This window comes from Streptomyces sp. NPDC005070, assembly GCF_053600395.1.
The window spans coordinates 23,048-44,211 of sequence record NZ_JBSFZS010000005.1 but is presented as its reverse complement, the minus strand read 5'-3'; the positions used below and the strand labels follow the sequence as shown (position 1 = coordinate 44,211).

Sequence of the window (21,164 nt, the reverse complement as noted above, 5' to 3'; positions counted from 1 at the left end):
TGCGCCGCGGCGCACGACGATGACCCCCACGCCGTGCGGCGGACCGCTCGACGCGGTGACCGTGATCGACCAGGCCGGTACCGAGGTGCCCGGCTGCGAGCACCACGGCGCGCGGCTGCTCGCCTCCCTGGACGGCGCCCGTGCCGTGGAGCGCAGCGTGCCCGCGGCCGGCGCCCGGGTCACCATGGCCGCCGACCGGCTGCGCCCGTTCTGCTGGTACGAGGACGCCCCGCGTACGGAGCCGTCCCAGCTGAGCCGCGACGAGAACGACACGCTCGCCTCCGGGATTCCCGGCTGGCCGACCGGGAGGACCGGGACGTCATGACGGACCAAAAGGAGCGCCGGCACCTCGCCGCCTCGCCGGGCGGACCGTGGGTGTCCTCGTGGGTGCCGTCCTCCGAGCACGACGTGAACCCGGCGTGCGGCTGCCACATGCGGGCCCTGTGCGGGGGCTGCGGAGTCTGCACGACGTGTCTGGGCTGCCACTGCCGGGAGGCGGGCGAGGCGGACCGGGTCGACGCCGAGGCCGCGGAGGACGCCCGGGTGCACGCCGGGCACGACGGGCACCGCGAGGGCTGCTCCCGGTGCGCGTACGAGCGGGAGTGCAGCAGCGGCTACACCCGGTGCCCGAAGTGCGCGGTGCCGTACGCGGACGGCGCGAGGGATCACCAGCGGCACAACCCGCCGTACTGCCTGCCGTTGCCCCGGTACAAGCTCGGGGTCGACTGGGGGTATCTGCGCGGCCAGGAGGTGACGCTCGTCGGGCGGGACCGGGTGCACGGCCTGGTCCTCGCCGAACAGGAGGCGCCCGACCCGGGCGACTACTCGCCGCGGCTGCTGATCCGGCGGACCGATCCCGGGTACGAGGACGGGCCGGACGAGACGTCGTCGGTCGACCCGCGCGGGTGGCTGGAGGTCCACCCGGCGCCGCCGGGCGGATGAGAGCCCCATGTCCGAGCGCAGGAGGGCCCGACGCCGAGCGTCGGGCCCTTCCCGTGTCCCGGACCCAGGACTTCGCGGACGGCACGGTCCGCGACCTGGTCGAGGTCGACCGGCGCGGGGACACTGCCGTCTCGACCGTCGCCCTACCAGTGGCCGCAGCCCGGGCTCCGGGTCGTGCACGGGAGCGCGGCGGAGCCGACGAGGGCCCTGGACCCGGCGCACCTGGGCGACATGCCGCACCACCCAACCGGCCGATGAAGCCGCTTCGCATCCAGCCCGGGCCGCGCTAGTCACTGTGGGGAGTCTCGACTACGCACAGTAAGGGGCACCCTTTTCACCCTTTCGAGTGACGTCGGTACACCCGAAACCGAGCCCCGGGGACACTTCGGGGCAAAAGTTGAAAGCTGCCTGTTGTGCCAGGTCAGTGGCTTACGGCAAGTGCCAGGGTAGACAAAACCGTGTGCCCGCCAGAAACGCCGCTCTTAACTGACGTTCCCGCAGATCAGCGCCCGCGCCGGGCAGTGACGAGGAGACCGCAACCGAGCGCACTATGTAGTGCGCTGGGTTGGCTGACCTGTGGTTATGCAGGTTCGGGAAGCCTTTGCGGTCCTGCTTTCATAGCCACTGCGGCTACGGCCGTCAGCACGAAAAGGGGTCGCCCCCTGCAAGGAGCGACCCCGTAGAACCCCGAAAAGTCGCAGCGTCCAAGCAACGAACCAAGCGGAGGTACCTCCCATGGATACACCACAGGGCAGCGGCAATGCTCCTCAGCAGCATTCCCCCGAGCAATCCGAGCAGCATTGCCAGCAGGGTGCACAGCAGCATTCCCGCCGCCGCCTCTTCGAGGTCCGGGGCCCGGCGCCGGCCGCCTGGGCGTTCGCTTCCAGCCTGCTCGTCCAGGCCGCGGGGACGATGCCGCGCGCCATCCCCCACGGGCCGGGAGGCGGACTCGCCCTCACCTGCCTCGCGGGGGGAGTCCTGCTCGTGAGCGGCGTACGCCGGTACCGGTACTAGGGGTGTTGGTAAGGACGCTGTCACCAGCCGCATATGAGGAGTGCCGCGCCCAGCGACGTGAGGCGGATGCGTGCTCGACGGCGGTGTGTCGGGCGACCGGTGTAGGTGGGTGAGTTCGTCCGACAAAGCAGCCACGAGTCAGACGCCCACTGAGCCTGACCGGTCGTTGGCCTGTCCTCCCCGCACCTGGTAGACGCCAGGACTCACTTCGTCGGATTGCTCGACGATGACTGGCGCCAGCTCCTCGGGCCAGTTCGTGTTCAAGTCCCACCTCGCGCCGACGGGCAGAGCCATGTGCTGAGCACGAGCAAGCTGCACGCTGGCCAGGTTCGCGTTGGCCAGGTTCGCGAGGAGCAGGTCCGCGCCGGTCAGGTAAGCGCCGGTCAGGATCGCCCCGGTCAGGTCCGCGCCGGTCAGGTTCGCGCCGGTCAGGTCTGCGGCGGTCAGGTTCGCGCTGGCCAGGTCTGCGTTGGTCAGGTCTGCGGCGGTCAGGTCTGCGTTGGTCAGGTCCGCGTTGGTCAGGTCCGCGCCAGACAGGTTCACGCTGGACAGGTCCGCGCGGCGCAGGTATGCGCGGTGCAGGTCCGCGCCGGGCAGGTGCCCGTTGGTCAGGTCCGCGCCGGGCAGGTGCACGCCGGGCAGGTGCACGTTGGTCAGGTCCGCGCCGGCCAGCTTCGCGTTGGTCAGGTGCACGCCGGTCAGGTCCGCGCCGGTCAGGTCCGCGCCGGCCAGCTTCGCGTTGGTCAGGTGCGCGCCGGTCAGGTTCGCGCCGGTCAGGTAAGCGCCGGTCAGGTCCGCGCCAGCCAGCTCCGCGTTGGTCAGGTTCGCGCTGGCCAGGTCCGCGCGGCGCAGGTCCGCGTCGGACAGGTTCGCGCTGGCCAGGTAAGCGCTGGCCAGGTAAGCGCCGGCCAGGTCCGCGCCGGTCAGGTCCGCGCGGCGCAGGTCCGCGTGGCGCAGGGTCGCGCCGGACAGGTTCGCGCGGCGCAGGTCCGCGTCGATCAGGTTCGCGCCGAGCAGGTCCGCATCGGTCAAAAACAGTGGGTGCCGATCGCGAGGCACCTCGCGGAGTCGTGCGGCCTCGGGAACTGCTTTGTGGGGTGAGGTCTCTGTGCCCTTGGCGACGGCTGCCGCGGTAGCAGTGATGGCGTCGGCGTCGGCGTTGGGGCAGGCGAGGTACAGCAGTCCGCGCAGGCGGGCCGCATGCTCGGTGCGTTCGGTGTCCGTCACCACGTCTCCAGGGTAGGCCGAGGGTTCACTACAGGAACTGGCACTGCTTGACACAGATGGGGCAGCGGTAGCTGGCATGGCCATCGACTGCGAGGAGAAAACCAACAGCCTCACGCTCGGCCCTGCGCACGATGTCCGCTGTGCCAGTGAAAGGGGAAGCTGAGGCTCCCATGATGACCTCGATCAGGTCGGTGAAGTGCTGTTCCGCTTTCTTCCAGTCGGGCTCGGAGTCAGGGTCGGCGTCCGCGACCGGGTGTCGGGCGCCGAAGGACCGGACTGCCGCCTTGACGGCATCGCTGCCCTGTCCGTACACCTCGTGCAACGTGATCACGAGCCTCCTCCAGCGGAGGGAGGCGTTTGTGCTTGTTCGGCCAGGCGGTGCAGTCCGTCGAGCACATCGCCGAGCTCCTGCGAGTGGTGGGCCTGGATCTGCTCGGTGATGACGTAGCCGGCGGCCGCGCCGACGATGGCGGGAATCACGGCCCAGCCGGTCAGGGAGAGCGGCCAAGCGCACCACTGGGGGTGGACTGCCGCAGGCGAGGTGATGCCGGTCATCACCTCGTAAGTAGGTGCCCAGCCGATCAGGAGGCCGTTGAGCAGGTACAGCACCAGGCACGCCGCCAGCACGGTGGTACCGCGGCTGATCAGCCAGAAACCGAACCGTGGCAGAGCATGCCGGTCGGCCCACCATGCCCGCAGCTGCTGCCGTCGGCTCGGAGGCGGGGGCCCACCAGGCGAGGGCGTGGATACTGAGGACACAACACTCACCGTAAGAGGGCGATCACTCGCGCGCGAGGCGAGCGATCAAGTTCCGAAGGCGTAATTGACGCACGCCCGGACAGGGCGCGGCGCGCCGGACATCACGAGGCTGCGTGCACGGTTGTCTAACACCTTGCTGAGCGCGCCTGTCGGCGGACGAGGCCCCTCGTTTGCGGCTGGTGACGATCCTGCTGGCTTATTCGGTCATGCGGGGGGAGAGAGGGGGACATCATCGGCCACGGCTTCGGCTGCATCGACATTCCCCACTCCACCCGCAGCCGGGAACGCCAAGACGGCCGCTGCTGTCCTGGCCAAGGAGCCGCCACACGCTGAGCCCGGAATAAGCCAGCAGGATCGGTGACACGGTTCTTACCGGCACCCCGACTGGCTGGCCGTCGGTGACGAGGACTGGGCGCTGTACCGGCCCGTCCGCGTCGACCAGGACCAGGGCGTGACCATCGCGGAGACGAGGACACGGGCGCCTCGCCGCAGGATCCAGCCGGGTGCCGGCGGGCCCGGCGACTGGCACTGACGCGACGGGCTACGCGCGGTCGTCCAACGGTCGGCAGTTGGCGGCCGCGTGCAACTCATCACTCGTCAGGGACGGCACCAGGCGGCCCACGTTGCCGTGTGTACCGGGGACCAGCTCCCGCACCCGGTAGGCGAGCGGTGGGCCGCCCTCGCCCCACTCGACGGCGTACACCACGGCGGGGCGGCCGTCGGCGAGACGGACCCGGGCACCCGGGGCGTACCCGCCGAGCTGCTCGACCAGGATGCGGTCGATCCATCCCTTCGGGGCGAGCCACAGTACGCCCGGCGGGTCCATGTAGCCGTTGTGGTTGCGCACGGACCCACGCCTTCCGCCACGTTCGACCAGGCGGCCGACGACGTGCCATTCGTCGATCTCCCGCCAGGTGCGCGGCTCCCAGGTGTCCGCCTTGACGTCGTCCGCGTACGCGTCCAGCCGCGGCTTCACCTCGCCCCACCACTGCGCTGGCACTTTCGTGAGCAGGCGGGCCGCTGCCCGGTCTAGTGGTTCCACGGCCGCGTCGACGGCCGCCAGGTCGTCCGCCTCGACGGCGGCCCGCAGCGCGGCCCTGTCCGGGCGCAGCTCGGGGCGCTGGTCGGCGAGCATCGCGTACGCCAGGGCGAGCAGCCACCGGTCCTCGCACGAGTGCGAGCGGGCCCACCGGCCGCTCTGCGTCTTCGGGTCGACGTCCTCGCCGCGCTGCGCGACCTGTTCCGCGCGGCCGCCGGACAGCTCTGCAGAGCGGCGCACCGACCAGCTCACCGAGCCCTTGAGGTCGGCCGGGCGCCAGAGCCAGCACACCGACCCCGGGTGCATCGAGCCGTCGCAGCCCTCCGGGCAGGGAGCGCCGACGGTCCGGTACGCGACCGGCGGCGGCTCCTGGCGGTCGTCGACGAGGCGGCGGCGCGCAGCGGTGTACGAGATGCCCTCACGGGCCGCGAGCTCGCGGGCGGCCCTCTTCGTGTGCTTGTCGTCGGTCATGACCGGTCGCTCTCTCGGCGGGCGGACCCCACGCGTCCCCGCCGTGGCGTCGGTGGCCAACGGAAGCTGTTCGGGGCAGTGCTGACGTCACGTGAGGCTCGCGGCCCCTTGTCCTCGGTCACCGCTGCGGCGTGGGCGCGTGCGGCTCGGAGTCCGGCCGACGTGGCGGCCACGACCACCGTAGCGACATCCGGGCCCGTAGCGTGCGGCTCATGCGCTTCCGCTGGGACTGGCTCGCCCCCGTCGCACCCGTGCCGTACGTGCCGACCCTGGGACCCGTCCACCCCGACGATCCACTGCCCGAACTGCTCGCGGCCGTCGTCGAGAACGCTGGGACCGGCCGCTTCCTGGCCCACGACAAAGACCGCCGATGGGCCGACCGCAAGCAGGAGCGCGTCCTGGTCGACGCCATCGAGCACGACCAGCGGCAGACCCTCGTACCGACGCTCCTGGAGCGCGGGCCGGGCACCGTCCGCGTCCACGTCTACGGGACCGCGCCGGACAGCCTGACCGCCGGTGCAGACCTCGCGCTCAAGCTCGCCGCCGACCACGGCACCGGCCGAGCCCGCATCCTCTCGTTCCTCGCCCCCGGACAGGCCGACGCCCACGCCCGGGGCGTCCGCGTCCAGCTCAAGGACTTCACCACCGGACCCGGCCCGGCGCCCGACGCCCGGGTGCAGGAGTACGAGCAGCTCCCCGACCCCTCGCGGTTCGCCGCCTTCGCCGAGCAGATGGCAGGCGACGGCTTCGCGTTCCTCTACGGCCGGATGCTGGCCGCGACCGTCGGCCCGGTCCTCACCGTCCTCGACGGGAACACCGTGGCCGGTGCCATCGGACCGATGGAGACGATGCCCGACGCCACCGGGCGCCTCCGGCTGCTCCCGCAGTACTTCGGCGTTCTCCCGGCACACCGCGGCCTCGGATACGGCCAGGCCCTGTGGCGCGCAGCGATGCACTGGGGTCACCGCCACGGTGCCGCGTACCAACTCCTCCAGACCACGACCGGCGGCGCGAGCGACCGGCTGTGCGCAAGCGAGGTACTGACCGCCCTCGGGATCGTCATCCCGCGGGACGCGTAGGTAGGCGAGACCCCGGGGCGCACAACTAGGCGGGGTGAGGAGGTTATTCGGGGCTGCCTTCGTCTGTAGTGGTCTCGTCGTCGATCAGCCCGTAGGGGGGCCGGTCCTCGTTGCGGCTGTACCGGACCACGACGTTCTCTTCCACGAGCACGGGCGGACTGTTGTCGACGATGATCACCTGGGCACCCGCCCCCTGTTCAGCCAGCCAGCTGGTCAGGTGGCGGTAGAAGTCGTCGATGGCGATCGCGTCTGCGATTACCGCGTCTCGGGTGGCGCCGTGGCCCAGGTTCTTCTGCGGGCTGTCGATCATGAGGAAGCCGGGGTGGGCGGCCGATGTTTCGACGGCCACCTCGAAGACGGCCAGCTGCCAGGCCAGGGTCAGGAGTGTTCGGGCGCCGGATGACGCCTCGCGGTAGGAGTCGCCGCGTACGTGAGGAACCAGATTCGTGTCGATCATCGGCTGGCTGAGTTTCGGGTAGCGCCACTGCCGCAGGAGTTCGCTGTACCGGCCGCTGATTCGGCCGACGACCAGGTCCCGGTCCTGGGCGGCATCTCCCAGCCGGTCGCGTTCCTCCCGCAGGCGTTCGATCTGTGCCTCCTGCCGCTCCACGAGCGCGGCGCGCTTCTCCAGGCCAGCCTGAAGCTTCGTCGCGTTCTCGGCGTGCTGGAGATGACGGAGGACTTCCTCACGCCGGCGCTGGAGGCTGTCGCGAGCGGCGAGGAACGGGGTGACGGTGGGCGAAGTGGCTTCGTCGACCGCGGCCGCGGCACGTTCTTCGTCGATGGCGGCGTCTTCTGCCTGGAGCTTCAACGTGGCGAGCGAGCTGTCCAGGCCCTCAACGTAGGCAGTGATCTCCTTCAAACGGGCCTTGGTGGCTCTGACCTCCGCCGCGACATCCAGCCGCCCTTCATCCGACGAGTGCTCGGCTGTGGCGGTGCCGAGCGTCAGGTGCCCATCGTCGTGGGGCAGCTCGTGGCTGCACAGACTGCACGAGCCGTTCTCCACCGACGGGGGAGCGGGCAGCCGATTCAGGCACGCCGGGCAGGTCGTGACGCTGAGGGGGTCGAACAGGCGCTGCGCTTCGGCCAGCATGTTGAGCTTGACGAGGTCGTCCGCGTACTGCGCCCGCAGCGGCATCATCCGGGTGAGTTGCGTCTCGCAGTCACGTACCACGCCAGCGGCTCGCCGGGCGCGCTGGGCAGCTTGCTGGTGCTCGCGGCGCAGACGCCCGGCGAAGGTGGTGCCGGCTTGCGCTGCCTCGTCGAGGGCCCGTAGCTGCTCGGTCAGCTCCCGCAGCTCGCCTTCGTATTGCTCAGCGATCAGTGCGCCGACCGTGGGAACGTCCTGCTCGTCGACGAACGCCCGTGCTGCGGCGAGTTCGGAGCGTGCCTGGGTGAGTCGGGCGCCCAGTTCCTTGATGCGTTGCCCAAGCTCGACGGCGCGGTCGTCGTGAACGCCGAAGACGACGTCGACCACCTGCTTCAGCTTGTGTTTCTTCATGTACTCGTTCTCGAACAGGAAGTTCTTGGAGGCGATGCGCTCGTTGGGCAGGAACGCGAGGTTCATGAGGTCGCGGATGCTCAGGGGGTCGGTCCGGGACTCACGGCTGGAGGGGGCCTCCCGCAGATGAACGCCTTCGAGCTTGCAGTGCCCCAGCAGCAGAGCGGAGAGGCTCTCGGGCGCTCCCGCCGGCTCGATGGTCCTGCTCTCAGGCTTGGAGAGCGGCGGGCTGTCCAGCGTCCCCCGGCGTACGTAGGCGACCTTCGACGGCTCCCCGACGGGCCGCTCGATGACGTGCGGTTCGCCGGACAGCTCGACTTCCAGAAGGCAGGAACGGACCTTCCGCAGCACCTCAGGATGCCGTGGATGGCGCTTCCCACCGAGGCCGTAGGCGATGAACTCCAACACCGCGGTTTTGCCCGAGCTGAATGCCCCGGCCACCACGGACAGGTCCCGCACCCGCTGGTCCTGCGTGAAATCGACGTCATAGCTCCGGCTGACGCCAGCAAGGCGCAGGCGCCGGATCCGGATGCCAGGCAGAGGCTGCATGGTGGTCATCCCTCCCAGGGCATGTCAGGTGCCTGCGGTCCCGGTCCCAGCACGCTGAGGAGCGCGGCACCGGGCCCGCCCTCTCCATCCGGCCGCAGCCACCGTGCGGTCTGTTCCCGCAGCGCCTTGTCGCTGAGCTTGCGGAGGCGACGCACGACGATGGACGCCGCAGTGGTGAACGACGCGGCGTAGGTGGCGGTGAAGCGAGCCCCGAGTTCCCGACCGCGGTTGTTGATCGAATAGGCGAAGGCGCCGTTGCGGTTGTGGACCTCGCAACACCCGTAAGCCACGAGCAGTCCGAGGTCGTGCTGGATGCGCTCGCGTCGACTGGTGAAGCGCTGCGAGGAGGACGCGTACGAGAGCACCTGCGGATCGAACCCGGCCAGCCTGAGCATATTGCCCTCCCGGCCGTCGGAATCGACGACGAGGAAGGGATTCGCCGACAGGAAATCGTAGTAGCCGATGCGCTCCAGGCTCGCCCCCTTCGCGTCCTGTCCGGCGACAGCGTCGAGAAGAAGCAGCAGCTGCGCCAGCCGGAAGGTCACCTCGTCCTCCGGCATCATCACCGGCCGGTGTGCTTCCACAGCGAACTCCTCGTAGGTCTGACAAGACAGGCGACGACGGTCAGCCGTCGGAGTGCTCGGCGGCGATCTGCCGCCAGTGTTTGACCCAGCCCGCCTTGCGGTTGTCCACGAGCCGGTGGACCAGCCCCCAGCTGTGCACCAGCTCCAGGCGGAGCGACTTCGGCAGTTTGTCGTGCTCGTTGCGTACATCTCGCCAGACACGGGTGTGGAGAACCCGAAGCGCGTCCTCGGCCGCGCATTCGTTGAACTGCATCTCCCATAGACCGTGGAGCGTCGCATCGGCGGAACTGAGCGCCGCCACCTCCGCCGGAACATCCTTGTGCGCGATCTCGCGAGCCACCAGATCGGCATTGAAGAACTGCCTCTTGGCCGAGTCCAGCTCCACGTGGCCAGCCTCGGTCATCTGCCGAATGAACAAGGCGGAGCCAAGGGCGGCTGCCTTGTCGTCCTCGACTTCGAGTACCAGCCGAAGCTGCTCCACGGGGGCGGGGGCGGCCTGAGCGTACGTCTCGTAGAAGCCGCGACGCACGTCGTCGCCCTCGGGGCTAAGTAGCTTCTTCCGGAGGGCGGTCTCGTCCCAGAGCTGGATGACGAGGCTGTGTTCCTTCTCCCTCGCCTTCGTCCACGTGTCCCACCATGCCGTCATGGGGCCGTCCATGCTGGAGGGGATGCACAGAATCCAGCTGGCGATGGTGTGGCCGTTCTTGACGGCTGCCTTCAGCACGTTGTCGAGCGAGTCTTTGACCTGCTGTACGTGCTTCTTGGTGGTGACCGGCATGAAGTACTTGGACTGCCACACTGTGATCGCTCCGCCGAGGTTTCCGGCGAAAGCGTCGATACCCCAGTCGCCCGGGTTGGCAGCGACGGATCGTACGTTTGGGGTCGTCGCGGCGGCAAGCTGAGCGATCATCGTTTCGAAGTCGTCGCGGGCTCCGCCGGGGCTTCCCCCGCGGACTGCGTGCACGTCGAAGCTGATTGGCTGGACACCCGTCGGCACGGCTATCGAGTCAGGCACAACCCACCTCCCTGCACCGGTGGCTGCACACAAGATGTTCCCCAAGCGTCACACACCGTATCGGTGGAGCCTATCCAACGGCCACTCTTCTGATCAAGAAGTGGAACGCACCGGCATCTCAATACGGTCCACCGCGCAGCACGGCAATCGCGCGAAACCTGCGGGCCATGGTCCAGGCGTGTGCAGGTCACCCTCCGCAGCGACATCCACGCGAGCGGCCATCTGTGCCCGGCCTGCTGGGCGCTCCAGCCGCGCGGCCGTAGTCCGTGGGTCCGGTCGTCCTCCGCCTTGTGTGCCGCCCTCGCCCTGCCCCACGGCTGGCTCACCAACGGGATGCGGACGGGGTGGATGGAGGACGTTGCCCAGCGCCACGGCATCACGGCGTGGAAGGAGCACCCCGGAGGACCGAGCCGCCGAGGTCTATTTCGGCTGGCTCGCCCCGGTGGTCCTGGAGGCAGCCGCGGCCGACCTCGCCGACCGTGACGCAGAGTTCGAGGAGTCCCGTATCCCGCCGGCCGCCCGCCCCCGGCCGACCAGGCCGACACCGCCCGTGCGGTCGACACGGCGACCAGTCACGTCGTTCCTCGACGCACCGCCCCGGCCGCCGGGCCGCACCTGGTGACGACGAGCGGCGTGACATCTCTTGCAACTCGGCATCGCTGCGTCCGGGGAGTTGTCCGTACGACGCTCCCCGGGGTCAAAAGTGCCAGAGGTGTGCGGCGCCGGGCCGACGGCCGACAGGACCCGCCGCGCCACGAGACGCGCCGCCCCCTCGCGAGGGCGAGCGTTCTCGAGTGCCGCCGCTACCGGCGTCGGTAGCGTGCCGGACATGCGCTTCCGCTGGGACTGGATCGAGCCGGTCATGCCGGTGCCGTACGTGCCAACCCTCGGGCCCGTCCACCCCGGCGATCCCCTGCCCGACCTGTTCGCGGCCGTCCTCGACACCGCAGGCACCGGCCGCTTCCTGCCGTACGACAAAGACCGCCGCTGGTCCGACACGAAGGGGGAGCGCGTCCTGGTCGACGCGATCGAGCACGACGAGCGCCGGACCCTGGTGCCGACGCTCCTGGAGCGCGGGCCGGGCACGGTCCGGGTCCACGTGTACGGGTCCGCGCCGGACGGCCTGTCTGCCGGCGCAGACCTCGCGCGGAAGCTCGCCACCGTCCGTGGCACCGGTCGGGCCCGGGTGGTGTGGCTCCTCGGGCCCGACCAGCCCGACGCGTACGCCTGGGGGGTCCGCGTCCAGCTCAAGGACTTCACCGCCGGGCCGGGCCCCGTGCCGGACGGCCGGGTGCTGGAGTACGGGCAGCTCCCCGACCCCTCCCGGTTCGCCGCCTTCGCCGAGGAGATGGCGGCCGACGGCTTCGCGTTCCTCCACGGCCGGATGCAGGCCGGGACGGTCGGCCCGGTCCTCACCGCCCTCGACGAGGACCGCGTGACCGGCGCCATCGGACCGCTGGAGACAATGCCCGACGCTGCGGGACGTGTCCGGCTGCTGCCCCAGTACTTCGGCGTCCTCCCGGCGCACCGGGGAGCCGGGCACGGCCGGGCCCTGTGGCGCGCAGCGATGCACTGGGGCCACAGGCAAGGCGCCGCGTACCAGCTCCTGCAAACCAGCGTGGGCGGCGCCTCCGACCACCTCTGTGCGGCCGAGGGGCTGACGTCCCTCGGCTTCGTCAACCAGCGAGACGTGTAGGTCAGGCCGGGGCTGTCGTGGTCAGCCGTCGCCCCACGGTCGGCAGTCCGCAGCCGTGACGAGGATGTCGCTCGTGATGGACGGCACGAGACGCCCCACGTTGCCGTGCATGCCGGGGAGCAGCTCCCGCACCCGGTACGCGACCGGCGGCCCGTCCTCGCCCCACTCAGCCGCGTACACCGTGGCGGGGCGGCCGTCGGCGAGACGGACCCGGTCCAGGGTCCCGCCGTGCTGCGCGACAAGCAGCTCGTCCACCCAACCCTTCGGGGAGCGCCACATCACGCCCGGCGCGTCCACGTAGCCGTTGTGGTTGCGCACCGGTACCCACGTCCGCCGCCACTGGTCGACGAGGCTGCCGACGACCTGCCGCTCCTCAACCTCCCGCCAGGTGCCCGGCTCTCGGGTGTCCGCCTCGACCTTGTCCGCGTACGCGTCCAACCGCGGCTTCACCTTGCCCCACCACTGCGCCGGCACTTTCGTGAGCACGCGGGCCGCCGCCCGGTCCAGCGGCTCCATGACGGCGTCGACGGCCGCCAGGTCGTCCGACTCGACGGCCGCCCGCAGCGCGGCCCGGTCCGGACGCAGTTCGGGGGACTGGTCGGTGAGCATCGCGTACACGAGGGCGAGCAGCCAACGGGACTCCCAGGCATGGAACCGCGACCACCGGGACGACGTGCCCTCGCGCAGCTCCTCTGCTCGCCGCATCACCTGGTCCGCCCGACCGCCTGGGAGTTCTGCCGCGCGCCGCACCTCCCAGCTCGCGGCACCCGTCGCGTCCTTGGGCCGCCAAGCCCAGCACGCTGTGCCCGGGTGCCCGAACCCGGCACAGCCCTCCGGGCACGGGTTGCCGACCATCGGGACAGCCACGGGCGGCAGTAGCTCCCGCTGCTCCTGGTCGACCGGCCCGGCTGTGAGACGGCGGCGCGCGGCGGTGTACGAGATGCCCTCACGGGCCGCGAGGGCGCGGGCGGCCCTCTTGGTGTGCTTGTCGTCGGTCACGACCGGTCGCTCTCCCGGCGGCGGACCCCACGCATCGGCCGCCGTGGCGTCGGTACGGACCACGGGAAGCGTGACGGGGCGGTGCTGACGTCGCGTGAGGCTCACGGCCCCTTGTCCTCGGTCGCCGCCCCCGGCGTGGGCGGGAGCGGCTCGGAGTCAGGCCGACGCGAGGGCGGCCGTCGACCACCGTAGCGGGGTCCGGCAGGTACCGCGGTCCGCTTTCGCCTGTTGCGATGCGTTGCGGCCTGTTGCGGTCCCGAGCGCTACAACTCGCGATAAGCTCACATGTCATGAGTATAGATCAGGCACCTGGGCAGGCAGTTGAGTTGGCACTCTTCGCCCCGCCCGCCCCGCCCGCCCTGCCCGCCCCTCTCGCCCCGACCACCGATCGCGTCCTGATGCCCGACGAGTACGACCCCGAACTGACCGCCCGGCTCGACGCCCTCGACGTCGTCTCCGACACCTACGCCGAGACGCTGCGCCCGAAGAACACCCGCCGCGGCTACGCCTCCGACTGGAAGACCTGGGAAACGTTCACCGAGCAGCGCGACGTGCCGCTGACGTCCGCCGTCCGCCTCGGGGTGCTCCGTGCGTACGTCGACTGGATGTGGCGCGAGGGCGGCGAGGACGGCGGACCGCTCGCCGGGACCACCATCGACCGGAAGTTGGCCGGCCTGGCGGTGACCCTGCGCAAGGACTACCGGGTCGTCATCAGCCCCGACCACACCAAGGCCGCCCGGGAACTGCTGAAGGACCTGGAGCGCAAGGCGGCGGAGGACCAGGAGGCGCAGCGCGGACGGGGGAAGGCGCCAGCCGTCACCGTGCCCATGCTGCGCGCCATGGTCGACGCGTGCCCCGACAACCTCACCGGCCTCCGCGACCGCACGGCGCTGCTTCTGGCCTTCGCCATCGCCGGACGCCGGCACGAGGTCGCCGGGCTGACCGTACGGAGCATGGAACTGCACGGCGGCCTCGGCATGTACGTCAACGTCCGGGTGTCCAAGACTGACCCCCGCCGGGTCCGCATCCGCTACGCCAACGACGAGCGGCTGTGCCCCGTACGCACCTGGCAGGCGTGGAAAGAGGCTGCGCTCCTGGACGACCCGGACACCCCGGCCCTGCGCCGGATGCACCGCACCGGCAGCGTCACCCGGGCCGGGCTCTCGCCGCAATCCGTCGGCAGCATCATCACGGAGGCCGGAGTACGCGCGGCCCTCCCCGTCCGCCTGACCGGGCACTCCATGCGCGCCGGGCTCATCACAGAGGCCCGCCGTCACGGCAAGGACCGGAAGGTGATCGGCTCCACCAGCGGCCACGTGGACGGCAGCCCCGTCCTCGACGGGTACATCCGCGACGTCGACGGCTGGGAGCCCGAGAACAACGCCTTGGCGGGCCTGTTGTGACCCGCGCCCCGGGTTCGCCCCAGGTTCGGGGGACCGCGCTGAAAGCCTGACCGAACCGAACCGAACTGAATCACCGGAGGACCGACGCATGACGACCGACGAGCACTTCTGCTGGAAGGGCCTGGAGATCCGCCGTCCCGACGACGTCCGTACAGCCCCGGCGGGCCCGTGCCGTTGCGGTGGCAGGCGGAGAAGCACGGCGAGCACGCCGACCAGCTCGCCAACCTCGATATGCCGGCCGACTTCCCGTACGAGATCGAGCGCGGCGACGCGGGCGACGCCCTGGCCGCCCTCGCCCCGGGGGAGTCGATGCGCCGGGACATCGAGGCGCAGCGCGGGCCGCGTCCGTACCGCGCTGGAGCTGGGCGCCACCTGGTCGCAGGTCGCGGGGCTATGCCCCTCGCAGCACGTGGGCCCCCGGCACCGTCCTCCCGGTGCGGGGGCCCACGTGTGTTTCCGGTGCCGGCCGTGGTTTTGACCGGCCGGGGGTCAGGTGCGCTGGCGCGGCATGCGTGTCCGGTGCACGAGTGGGATGCTGAGGCGGGCGGCCACGGTTTTCTCCAGGGCGGAGACAATGTGGCCGGGGGTGGCGTCACGCAGCGGGATCACCCAGTACTCGACCCACTCGTCCCGCTTCGACGTGCTGCCGTTGACGTGCTGGCTGAGCCTGGTCGCAGCGGCCCCCCGGTTCAGGGCCCGGGTGGGGGCGGTCCTTCCGCAGTAGCAGGCGTTGCCGTTGCGGTTGACCGCGATGTAGATGGCCTTGTCCTCGTACCCGGAGTTCTCGCCGATGGGGATCGGCTCGGGCTGCGGTTCGACGAGCCACTGGCCCGCGAGCCGGGTGAGCATGGCGTACCGGTCGTCGGTGATGACAACGACGCCGGCCCAGGTGGTGTCGGTCATCAGCGCGGCTCGCCCTCGGAGATGCGAGCGAAGTCGCTGCCCATGAAGCTGAGCTGCTTGAAGGACGGCTCCACGACGGTCCAGGAGAGTTCGGTGGTGGTGCCGTTCATCTTGCGCAGGGCGATCAGGTCGTCGAGGTCGGTGGCGGCCGCGGTGAGGGACACCTGGAAGGCCGTGAGGGCCTTGTCCTCCAGTTCGGTAGCGGTGGGATCGTTCTGGTAGCCCTCGCGGGCGAACCCATGGTTGGCGGCGAGGCGCAGGTGGGCGTTGAAGTCGCTGCCCTTCCAGCTGTCCTGCTCGACGAGGTGGCCGTCGGCCCACCACTGCGGGGGCAGGCCGGCCCGGATCCGCTTGATCGCGTCGGCGAGTACCTGCCGGCCCTCCTTCGTGTCGAGGACGGTCTTGATGACCGTGCCGACGCTGGCGCGCATGACCTTGATGTTGCCGACGATCTGCTCGGCGGAGCCGCCGGGCGCGAGGAGGTAGCCGCTGGTGACGAGGGTGACCATGGCGAGCACGCCGAGGAGCAGCCGGGCGGGGATATCGCCGTTTTCGGCGCGCTCCAGGAGGTCGTCCACGGCCTGGTCGTTGTCGATGTTCTCGACGGACCACTCGTGGTCGGCTAGCGCCTGCCACAGGCAGCCGGTGTCCAGCGCGGTGCGCACGGGCGCCAGCTTCTCTTTGGGGAGGCTGGAGTACGAGCGCAGGCCGAGTTCGACGATCGGGCCGCTGCGGTGGGTGACCTGGAGGCGGTGCTTGTCGAGCTTTGCGGCCATCACCGCGTTCAGCCGGGGTTCCTTGCGGGTGAGCTGCTGGACGACGAACGTGAACCGCAGGTCGCGGAAGGCGGGGTTGAGGCCGAGGGACTTCATGGCGTCGGTGACATCGGCGCGGCCGAGGAGGACGTCCCGCACAGCCTGGGCATTGTCACCGAGCTGGCCGGCGTCGAACAGGGCGGTGACGATCTCCTCGGCGGTGACACCGTTCTTCGAGGGCTCCTTGAACTCCGTCACTCCGATGTTCATACGCATCAGCAGCGAGCGGACCGCGACGGGGAAACGTCCCATGCCCATGGTCGGGTTGTCGTCGGTGTAGCCGACGATGACCTGCACGGGGACGGTCATCGCGTTGAGGAGCCTGGCGGCCTGGTCGCGCTTGGCACGGGCCGCCCTGCTCGTGCCGGTGTTGGCGCTGATGTCGCGGTGGGCGTTCTTGACGATCTCCCGGACGAGATCCCGCCGCTCGGAGAGGGGAAGCCGCATGAGGTGGGACGGAAGCAGACTGTCGGGGTCCTTGGCGTTGGTGGGGCGGATCGAGCTGGCCGGGACCTTGATGTCGGCGGTGCAGGACGCCCAGCGGCTGTTGCCGTCGACGAGGCTCAGGTCGTCGTCGGGGTGGCGTCCGGGGTTGAGGAAGGTGGCGGGGACGGCCGTCAGGGGCCGTTCCACGATGCGCCGGCCGACTTCCTGCGGGTTGTTCTTCCTCACGCCCTTGGACGCCCGGTCGATGGCGGCGAGGAGCTCGTCCATGGCGTCGGCGTAGACGAGGGTGGCGTAGGTGTCGTGCGCGGTGGGCATGGACAGGACCCGCTGGTTGGCGCTGGTGTCCGGGTCGGCCGCGTAGTGGGCCTCGTCGAGGAGCCGGTCGTTCTCGATCGCGGGGGACAGCAGCAGCGTGTACGCGCGGTAGGTGAGGACGCTCAGCCAGCCGGTCTCGACGCGGTGGCGCTCCAGGCGGGCTCCTTCGAGGAGTCCGGGCTCGACCGCTCCGAACGCGATCCGGCGGACGGCGGCGGGGGAGATCTGGACGTCGGGGTGGCTCTCGAGGAACTTGATCGCCTTGGTGGTCTTGCTGACCGGCTCGACGCGGTGCTCGAACGGCGTCGAGCGGTCGCCGGAGCGGATGTCGATGACCTCGATGCCGTCGATGTCGTCGTGCTCGTCAGGAATGTCGATGGTGCTCACAGGGCCTCAATCGAATGGGCCGGCGCGAGGCGGGCTCGCGGCCGGTGACCGGCGTACGCGAGCAGAGCGCCATCGAAGCGCAACGCACCCGTGCCCGCCCGGTGAGGACCGCGGTCCGTCGCTGAGCTGACCCGGCGTCGCTTCGGTGACCCGCAGGCGGATCCGGGTACCCGCCCCGTGACGTGCAGGCGGCGTACTCAGGTCTTGCCGGTGGATACCGCGGTGACCACCAGCTGCACAAACAGGCCGCCCTCGGCGGCAGCGATGGCAAGAGCGTACAGCCATCCAAGTAGGCGCAGCACGGGAGTTGACGGTCTTTCCGATCCGACCGGCTGTGACCTGCGCGATCTCGCCCGATGGCCCGTCAGGGGCTGGATGGGGGTGGCATACCGTGCGGCCCGACCACCTCGACGGCCGCTCCGCTGGGGCGCAGCGGCTTTGAACGCGAATGCCAACCGTTACGGTCGTAATGTTTTCCGTCGTATCAGCACATCAGCACCGTGACTCACTCGATGATCAAACTCTGAACTGCTGAAAGACCCCACTAGATAATGGTGCAGGCGACGCTCTGGTGAGGACACATAGCGCTGCGCCCCGGCGGTGTCGGTCCCGGGCGGCACACTGCGGGTGACTCCTCCCCTGGGGGTGAGGGTGTCCGGTGTTGGGCGGCGTGAGGGTCCGGTTCTGCTCTAGGAGCCGGGCCTTCGCCGTGTCCGGGGTCGGCATACTGACCGGGGATCACCAGTGGTGAAGGGTCTGGCCCGCCGGGAGGCGCTGCTGGTCGGGATCGGCCTGTGATCACGCCAACCGCAGGAGTTATTCACCCCTGCTCTCTGCTGTAGCCCACCCTCAGCGATGTGATGCCGGCGTCATCCAGCTTGCGCCGGATTGTCCGCCCGTCGCTGAGGACAGCGTCGATCTTTCCGGAGTCCACAGGGAAACTGAAAAGGTTCAGGTTCCGCTTGTCGAAGACGGCTTCGAACTTCACGCCATCCATCGGCCCAATGACCAACGGATCCTCCAGCTCGCGCCGTCCGAGGCTTCGATCGCCCTTCTTCAGACCACCCGGATAGGTGGCACCTCCGGTATCGAAGCGGAGCCAAAGGCGGAACACTTCTATGCGGGCTGCGCTGGCACTGCGGTTGATCAGCCTCATTTTTACGATCACCTGGGGCTTGCCGTCAGCCGTCAGAGCACCTTGGAGCACGTGGATATGCTCCAGCTTGATGACGACGCGCGGTCGCAATCGCCGGTACGTCAGGTAGGCGACAAGCATGCTGAGCGCTGCAGCACCAGCGGCTATCCCGGCGATGACCCGGGCCGTCATGTCGGTCATCCGCACAGTCTGATCAGAGCCCAGCACCCGGTGGGGGCTTCTCTGAATGTTCCTGTGCAGTAACCTCAGCGCGCTCTCCGTCGACCGGCTGTTCTGCTGGCCTGATACCCGGACCGCTATCGCAGAGGCGCGCGTCGCGCTGACCCCGAACCACGTGGCCGATCCCCTCGCCCCCGCCGCAGGTTCGCCACTGCGGCCCGGGCCGCCGGAAACGATCCGCTGGAGATCGCCCGCGGGGGGCGACGGCTCCCGCGTCCTGGCCCGGTACATGGACGACGTCGACCGCGTGAAGAACTCCCCGCTGATCGGCATCGGCCTGTGACCGCCATTCCGCCTCGACGCGCTACAGCTGTAGCGCACACCTTCTGACGGCCGGTGGGCCCGGCAGGGCGATCCCGCCACAGGCCCACCGTTTCGCTATGGCCGGGCCTCCCGCCAAGGGATCTCGTAGTCCTGAACGAGGTCCCGGTACCACCTGTCGGTGCGCACCATGTGCGGGTCGACGTAGTAGCAGGCCTCACAGCAGGTCTTCACCCACGGCATGATCTCGCTCGCCGTCACCACGCGCTTGCGACCCGGGGAAGGGCAGGTCTGGCAGGTGACGGAGGCTTCCCGGGCGGCCCGGCGGATCACCGCATGAACCTCGGGGGCCGCGTCATAGGGCACGGACTTCCAGCACAGGTCACCGAACTTCTCTTGCCAGTACGGCACGGGGTGGCCGGGCCAGACCTCGCGCAGCTCATGCTCCGCCTGCCTGATGATGGGCGCCCATCCCTCGCCGACCGCGCTGAAGATGGTGTGCGCGACGGCGGGCCGTCGGATGGCGGGACGGGTCTCAGCACGGAGGGCGGTCGTGTACTTCTCGCCGGTCGCGGCCTGCCGCTGACGGGCTCGCTGTGCGGCGGTCGACGGGTTCTTTTTCGGCATCTCTGAGGCTCGCTCCTGGCGGTCCCCACGCTCCCGCCGGACGAAGAACGCCGGAGGGGTGCGGGCTCCCACAGGAACCTTGGCCGGTCGATCACCTGCGGCGTGGGCGCGGGGTGTCGGCGGGCGGCGTACGCATCTAACCGGGCGAGAGCGTACCGCGACGGAGACGTGGCGCGAGACGACTTCCCGGGGTCCTCCGCATGTTCCTGGCGGGGTAGCTTCCTCGACCGAGCATCCCTGACCCTGGTCGTTTTCAGCGCCGCCGCCGTACCGGCGCTCCCCAAGATCGAGGTCGCGGGTTGCGTTACGGAGGCGGCCGGTTCGCCGCTGTCTCGCAGCGCACCCTTTTCCGCGGATCTATGACGACGATGGGTTCTCAGACCGCAACTGTCCAGTCTGGGAACCGACATTGAGGCGGCGTCACTGCGCGTTGACCTGCCGTTTGTGCCGGTCAGGGTCCTGCATGGTGGTCTTGGGAGTCTGGTTCTACCAGTGCCTCCGGCACCGGTGACGAGGGGGTGCGGGAGCGGCGCTCGCAGTTCGTCCGGAGCGAAGGGCTGGAGGCATTCTCTTCTCGGGGGCACCGCTGGGGTGCCGGTGGAGGGGAGCGAGTCCATGGTCCAGCGTGTGATGACCCGGGAAGAGTCGATCGAGTACCTGTTGGGGCGTTCCCGACGCAAGGACGAAGTGTTCCCGATACGCCGGGAGTTCGTCCAGAACAGCCGCATCAAGAGTCTGCCCGGAGATCCGAGCACCGGGCCTGGGCCCCTGTCCAAGCTGTTGCGGATCCCGCACGCCCTAGAGCTGCTGCTGCTGGTCTACGCCGTCACCACCGGCCGCGACTTCGGCGTCACCGAGCGCTCGCAGCTCTGGGCGCGGGCGGCCGGCATCTACATGCGTCCCGACAAGGGGGCGAGCGTGGCCGTCTCCCGGCAGTGGGAGCACCTGGAGAAGTTGGGCCTGATCGAGCGGAGACAGCACGGCCGCCTCAAGCGGATCGTCAAGCGCCACGAGATCGGACGGGTCGGGGACATGACGGTGGCCTACACCGTCCCCACCGGCACCAAGAGCGATGTCTACTTCCGGGTCCCTTTCGCGTACTGGCGCGAGGACTGGCACGTGAAGCTGAACATGCCCGGCAAGGCCGTCCTGCTGGCCGCGATGAGCAGACGGAAGGAAACCTTCACCCTGCCGCAGGACGCCCGCGGCGCCCGGGCCCTGGGCCTGGGCCGCCACACGATGGCGCGGGGCATCGAGGAGCTGCTGAACCACAAGCTGCTGGTGAAGATGGGGCCCGACGAGGTGATGGACGCACGCGCCATGCGCGGCTTCGAGTGGGTGCACACCTACCAGCTGGCCGAGCCGTTCAACATCAACCTGAGCAAGGCCGAGGTCGAACGCTTGGAGGCCGAGGAGCGCGGCCCGCTCACGCCGCAGGACGACGCCGACACTCAGGCCGGACAGCCGGGATGACCGCCGCCGACCCCCTGCGTCCGCGGAGCCGAGGACCACCGGACACGTCCGGCGTCCCGAACGCAACGACGAACGAGAAAGGAGGGATGAGGAGCAATGAGGATGACACCCCGCCGGCGCGAGCGGCAGCAGCCGAGGGCCAAGTACGGCCGGTTCGTGCGCTGGTCGATGACCGAACGCGGCAGATTCGCGTGGCACGCGATGGACACTGTGCTGGTGGCCGCGCCGGTCTTGCTCAGTCTGTGGGCCGGCCGTCGATGACGGACCGGCCCCTGGCTACCCG

Annotated in this window: 22 protein-coding genes; 10 read left to right on the top strand and 12 right to left on the bottom strand. The window is 69.9% G+C overall.

Annotation, left to right across the window (positions count from 1 at the left end):
• The first annotated feature begins 19 nt into the window (after positions 1–19).
• The 3 genes from ACWEBX_RS03215 to ACWEBX_RS03205 all read left to right on the top strand — a co-directional run bounded on the left by ACWEBX_RS03215 (position 20) and on the right by ACWEBX_RS03205 (position 1,956).
• Positions 20–325, top strand: a complete 306-nt coding sequence (locus tag ACWEBX_RS03215) for a hypothetical protein (RefSeq protein ID WP_451883179.1) — start codon at positions 20–22, stop codon at positions 323–325.
• Positions 322–942 carry a hypothetical protein gene (locus tag ACWEBX_RS03210; RefSeq protein ID WP_451883178.1) on the top strand — a complete coding sequence of 207 codons (621 nt, stop codon included), beginning with the start codon at positions 322–324 and terminating at the stop codon, positions 940–942. Before ACWEBX_RS03215 ends, ACWEBX_RS03210 begins: the two co-directional genes overlap by 4 nt.
• A gap of 735 nt (positions 943–1,677) precedes the next feature.
• Positions 1,678–1,956 carry a hypothetical protein gene (locus ACWEBX_RS03205; RefSeq protein ID WP_451883177.1) on the top strand — a complete coding sequence of 93 codons (279 nt, stop codon included), beginning with the start codon at positions 1,678–1,680 and terminating at the stop codon, positions 1,954–1,956.
• A gap of 138 nt (positions 1,957–2,094) precedes the next feature.
• On the opposite strand, the gene ACWEBX_RS03200 is transcribed toward ACWEBX_RS03205, so the two are convergent.
• The 4 genes from ACWEBX_RS03200 to ACWEBX_RS03185 form a co-directional block, all read right to left on the bottom strand.
• Positions 2,095–3,186 carry a pentapeptide repeat-containing protein gene (locus ACWEBX_RS03200; protein ID WP_451883176.1) on the bottom strand — a complete coding sequence of 364 codons (1,092 nt, stop codon included), beginning with the start codon at positions 3,184–3,186 and terminating at the stop codon, positions 2,095–2,097.
• 25 nt (positions 3,187–3,211) lie between these two features.
• Positions 3,212–3,514 (bottom strand): hypothetical protein, encoded by a 303-nt coding sequence (locus ACWEBX_RS03195; RefSeq protein WP_451883175.1) that lies wholly within the window; start codon positions 3,512–3,514, stop codon positions 3,212–3,214.
• Positions 3,511–3,942, bottom strand: a complete 432-nt coding sequence (locus ACWEBX_RS03190) for a DUF6313 family protein (protein WP_451883174.1) — start codon at positions 3,940–3,942, stop codon at positions 3,511–3,513. Before ACWEBX_RS03190 ends, ACWEBX_RS03195 begins: the two co-directional genes overlap by 4 nt.
• A 541-nt stretch (positions 3,943–4,483) precedes the next feature.
• A complete protein-coding gene (locus ACWEBX_RS03185; RefSeq protein ID WP_451883173.1) occupies positions 4,484–5,452 on the bottom strand; it encodes a hypothetical protein in 969 nt (322 codons plus the stop codon).
• A gap of 212 nt (positions 5,453–5,664) precedes the next feature.
• On the opposite strand from ACWEBX_RS03185, the gene ACWEBX_RS03180 reads away from it, so the two are divergent.
• Complete coding sequence (locus ACWEBX_RS03180) at positions 5,665–6,531, top strand: GNAT family N-acetyltransferase (protein ID WP_451883172.1); 867 nt, start codon at positions 5,665–5,667, stop codon at positions 6,529–6,531.
• A 43-nt stretch (positions 6,532–6,574) separates the two neighbouring features.
• On the opposite strand, the gene ACWEBX_RS03175 is transcribed toward ACWEBX_RS03180, so the two are convergent.
• The 3 genes from ACWEBX_RS03175 to ACWEBX_RS03165 are packed head-to-tail and all read right to left on the bottom strand — an operon-like array spanning position 6,575 to position 10,180.
• On the bottom strand, positions 6,575–8,590 hold the full coding sequence (locus tag ACWEBX_RS03175; protein WP_451883171.1) for a DNA recombination protein RecN: 2,016 nt from the start codon (positions 8,588–8,590) through the stop codon (positions 6,575–6,577).
• Entirely contained in the window at positions 8,587–9,165 is a 579-nt protein-coding gene (locus ACWEBX_RS03170; protein WP_451883170.1) for an ABC-three component system middle component 2, read from the bottom strand. The genes ACWEBX_RS03175 and ACWEBX_RS03170 overlap by 4 nt, the downstream gene beginning before the upstream one ends.
• 40 nt (positions 9,166–9,205) lie before the next feature.
• Entirely contained in the window at positions 9,206–10,180 is a 975-nt protein-coding gene (locus ACWEBX_RS03165) for a serine/threonine protein kinase (RefSeq protein ID WP_451883169.1), read from the bottom strand.
• A gap of 358 nt (positions 10,181–10,538) precedes the next feature.
• On the opposite strand from ACWEBX_RS03165, the gene ACWEBX_RS03160 reads away from it, so the two are divergent.
• Complete coding sequence (locus tag ACWEBX_RS03160; protein ID WP_451883168.1) at positions 10,539–10,802, top strand: hypothetical protein; 264 nt, start codon at positions 10,539–10,541, stop codon at positions 10,800–10,802.
• Between the two features lie 207 nt (positions 10,803–11,009).
• Positions 11,010–11,876: a GNAT family N-acetyltransferase gene (locus ACWEBX_RS03155; RefSeq protein ID WP_451883167.1), complete on the top strand. Its 867-nt coding sequence runs from the start codon at positions 11,010–11,012 to the stop codon at positions 11,874–11,876.
• 21 nt (positions 11,877–11,897) lie between these two features.
• Here the strand turns inward: ACWEBX_RS03155 and ACWEBX_RS03150 are convergent, their stop codons facing one another.
• A complete protein-coding gene (locus tag ACWEBX_RS03150; RefSeq protein WP_451883166.1) occupies positions 11,898–12,875 on the bottom strand; it encodes a hypothetical protein in 978 nt (325 codons plus the stop codon).
• Positions 12,876–13,165: 290 nt separating this feature from the next.
• On the opposite strand from ACWEBX_RS03150, the gene ACWEBX_RS03145 reads away from it, so the two are divergent.
• Entirely contained in the window at positions 13,166–14,278 is a 1,113-nt protein-coding gene (locus tag ACWEBX_RS03145; RefSeq protein WP_451883165.1) for a tyrosine-type recombinase/integrase, read from the top strand.
• 489 nt (positions 14,279–14,767) lie between these two features.
• Here the strand turns inward: ACWEBX_RS03145 and ACWEBX_RS03140 are convergent, their stop codons facing one another.
• The 3 genes from ACWEBX_RS03140 to ACWEBX_RS03130 all read right to left on the bottom strand — a co-directional run bounded on the left by ACWEBX_RS03140 (position 14,768) and on the right by ACWEBX_RS03130 (position 18,481).
• Positions 14,768–15,181, bottom strand: coding sequence for a hypothetical protein (locus ACWEBX_RS03140; protein WP_451883164.1), 414 nt, complete (start codon positions 15,179–15,181; stop codon positions 14,768–14,770).
• Positions 15,181–17,145 carry a hypothetical protein gene (locus ACWEBX_RS03135; RefSeq protein WP_451883163.1) on the bottom strand — a complete coding sequence of 655 codons (1,965 nt, stop codon included), beginning with the start codon at positions 17,143–17,145 and terminating at the stop codon, positions 15,181–15,183. Before ACWEBX_RS03135 ends, ACWEBX_RS03140 begins: the two co-directional genes overlap by 1 nt.
• An 820-nt stretch (positions 17,146–17,965) precedes the next feature.
• The gene (locus ACWEBX_RS03130; protein ID WP_451883162.1) at positions 17,966–18,481 is read right to left on the bottom strand and encodes a hypothetical protein; all 516 of its coding nucleotides are present in this window, start codon (positions 18,479–18,481) and stop codon (positions 17,966–17,968) included.
• A 46-nt stretch (positions 18,482–18,527) separates the two neighbouring features.
• Here ACWEBX_RS03130 and ACWEBX_RS03125 point away from each other — a divergent pair, with 46 nt between their 5' ends.
• The gene (locus ACWEBX_RS03125) at positions 18,528–18,803 is read left to right on the top strand and encodes a hypothetical protein (RefSeq protein ID WP_451883161.1); all 276 of its coding nucleotides are present in this window, start codon (positions 18,528–18,530) and stop codon (positions 18,801–18,803) included.
• A gap of 95 nt (positions 18,804–18,898) precedes the next feature.
• Here the strand turns inward: ACWEBX_RS03125 and ACWEBX_RS03120 are convergent, their stop codons facing one another.
• Positions 18,899–19,408 carry a hypothetical protein gene (locus ACWEBX_RS03120; protein WP_451883160.1) on the bottom strand — a complete coding sequence of 170 codons (510 nt, stop codon included), beginning with the start codon at positions 19,406–19,408 and terminating at the stop codon, positions 18,899–18,901.
• Between the two features lie 615 nt (positions 19,409–20,023).
• Here ACWEBX_RS03120 and ACWEBX_RS03115 point away from each other — a divergent pair.
• On the top strand, positions 20,024–20,881 hold the full coding sequence (locus ACWEBX_RS03115) for a hypothetical protein (RefSeq protein ID WP_451883159.1): 858 nt from the start codon (positions 20,024–20,026) through the stop codon (positions 20,879–20,881).
• A 96-nt stretch (positions 20,882–20,977) separates the two neighbouring features.
• Positions 20,978–21,142, top strand: a complete 165-nt coding sequence (locus ACWEBX_RS03110) for a hypothetical protein (protein WP_451883158.1) — start codon at positions 20,978–20,980, stop codon at positions 21,140–21,142.
• Positions 21,143–21,164 lie beyond the last annotated feature (22 nt).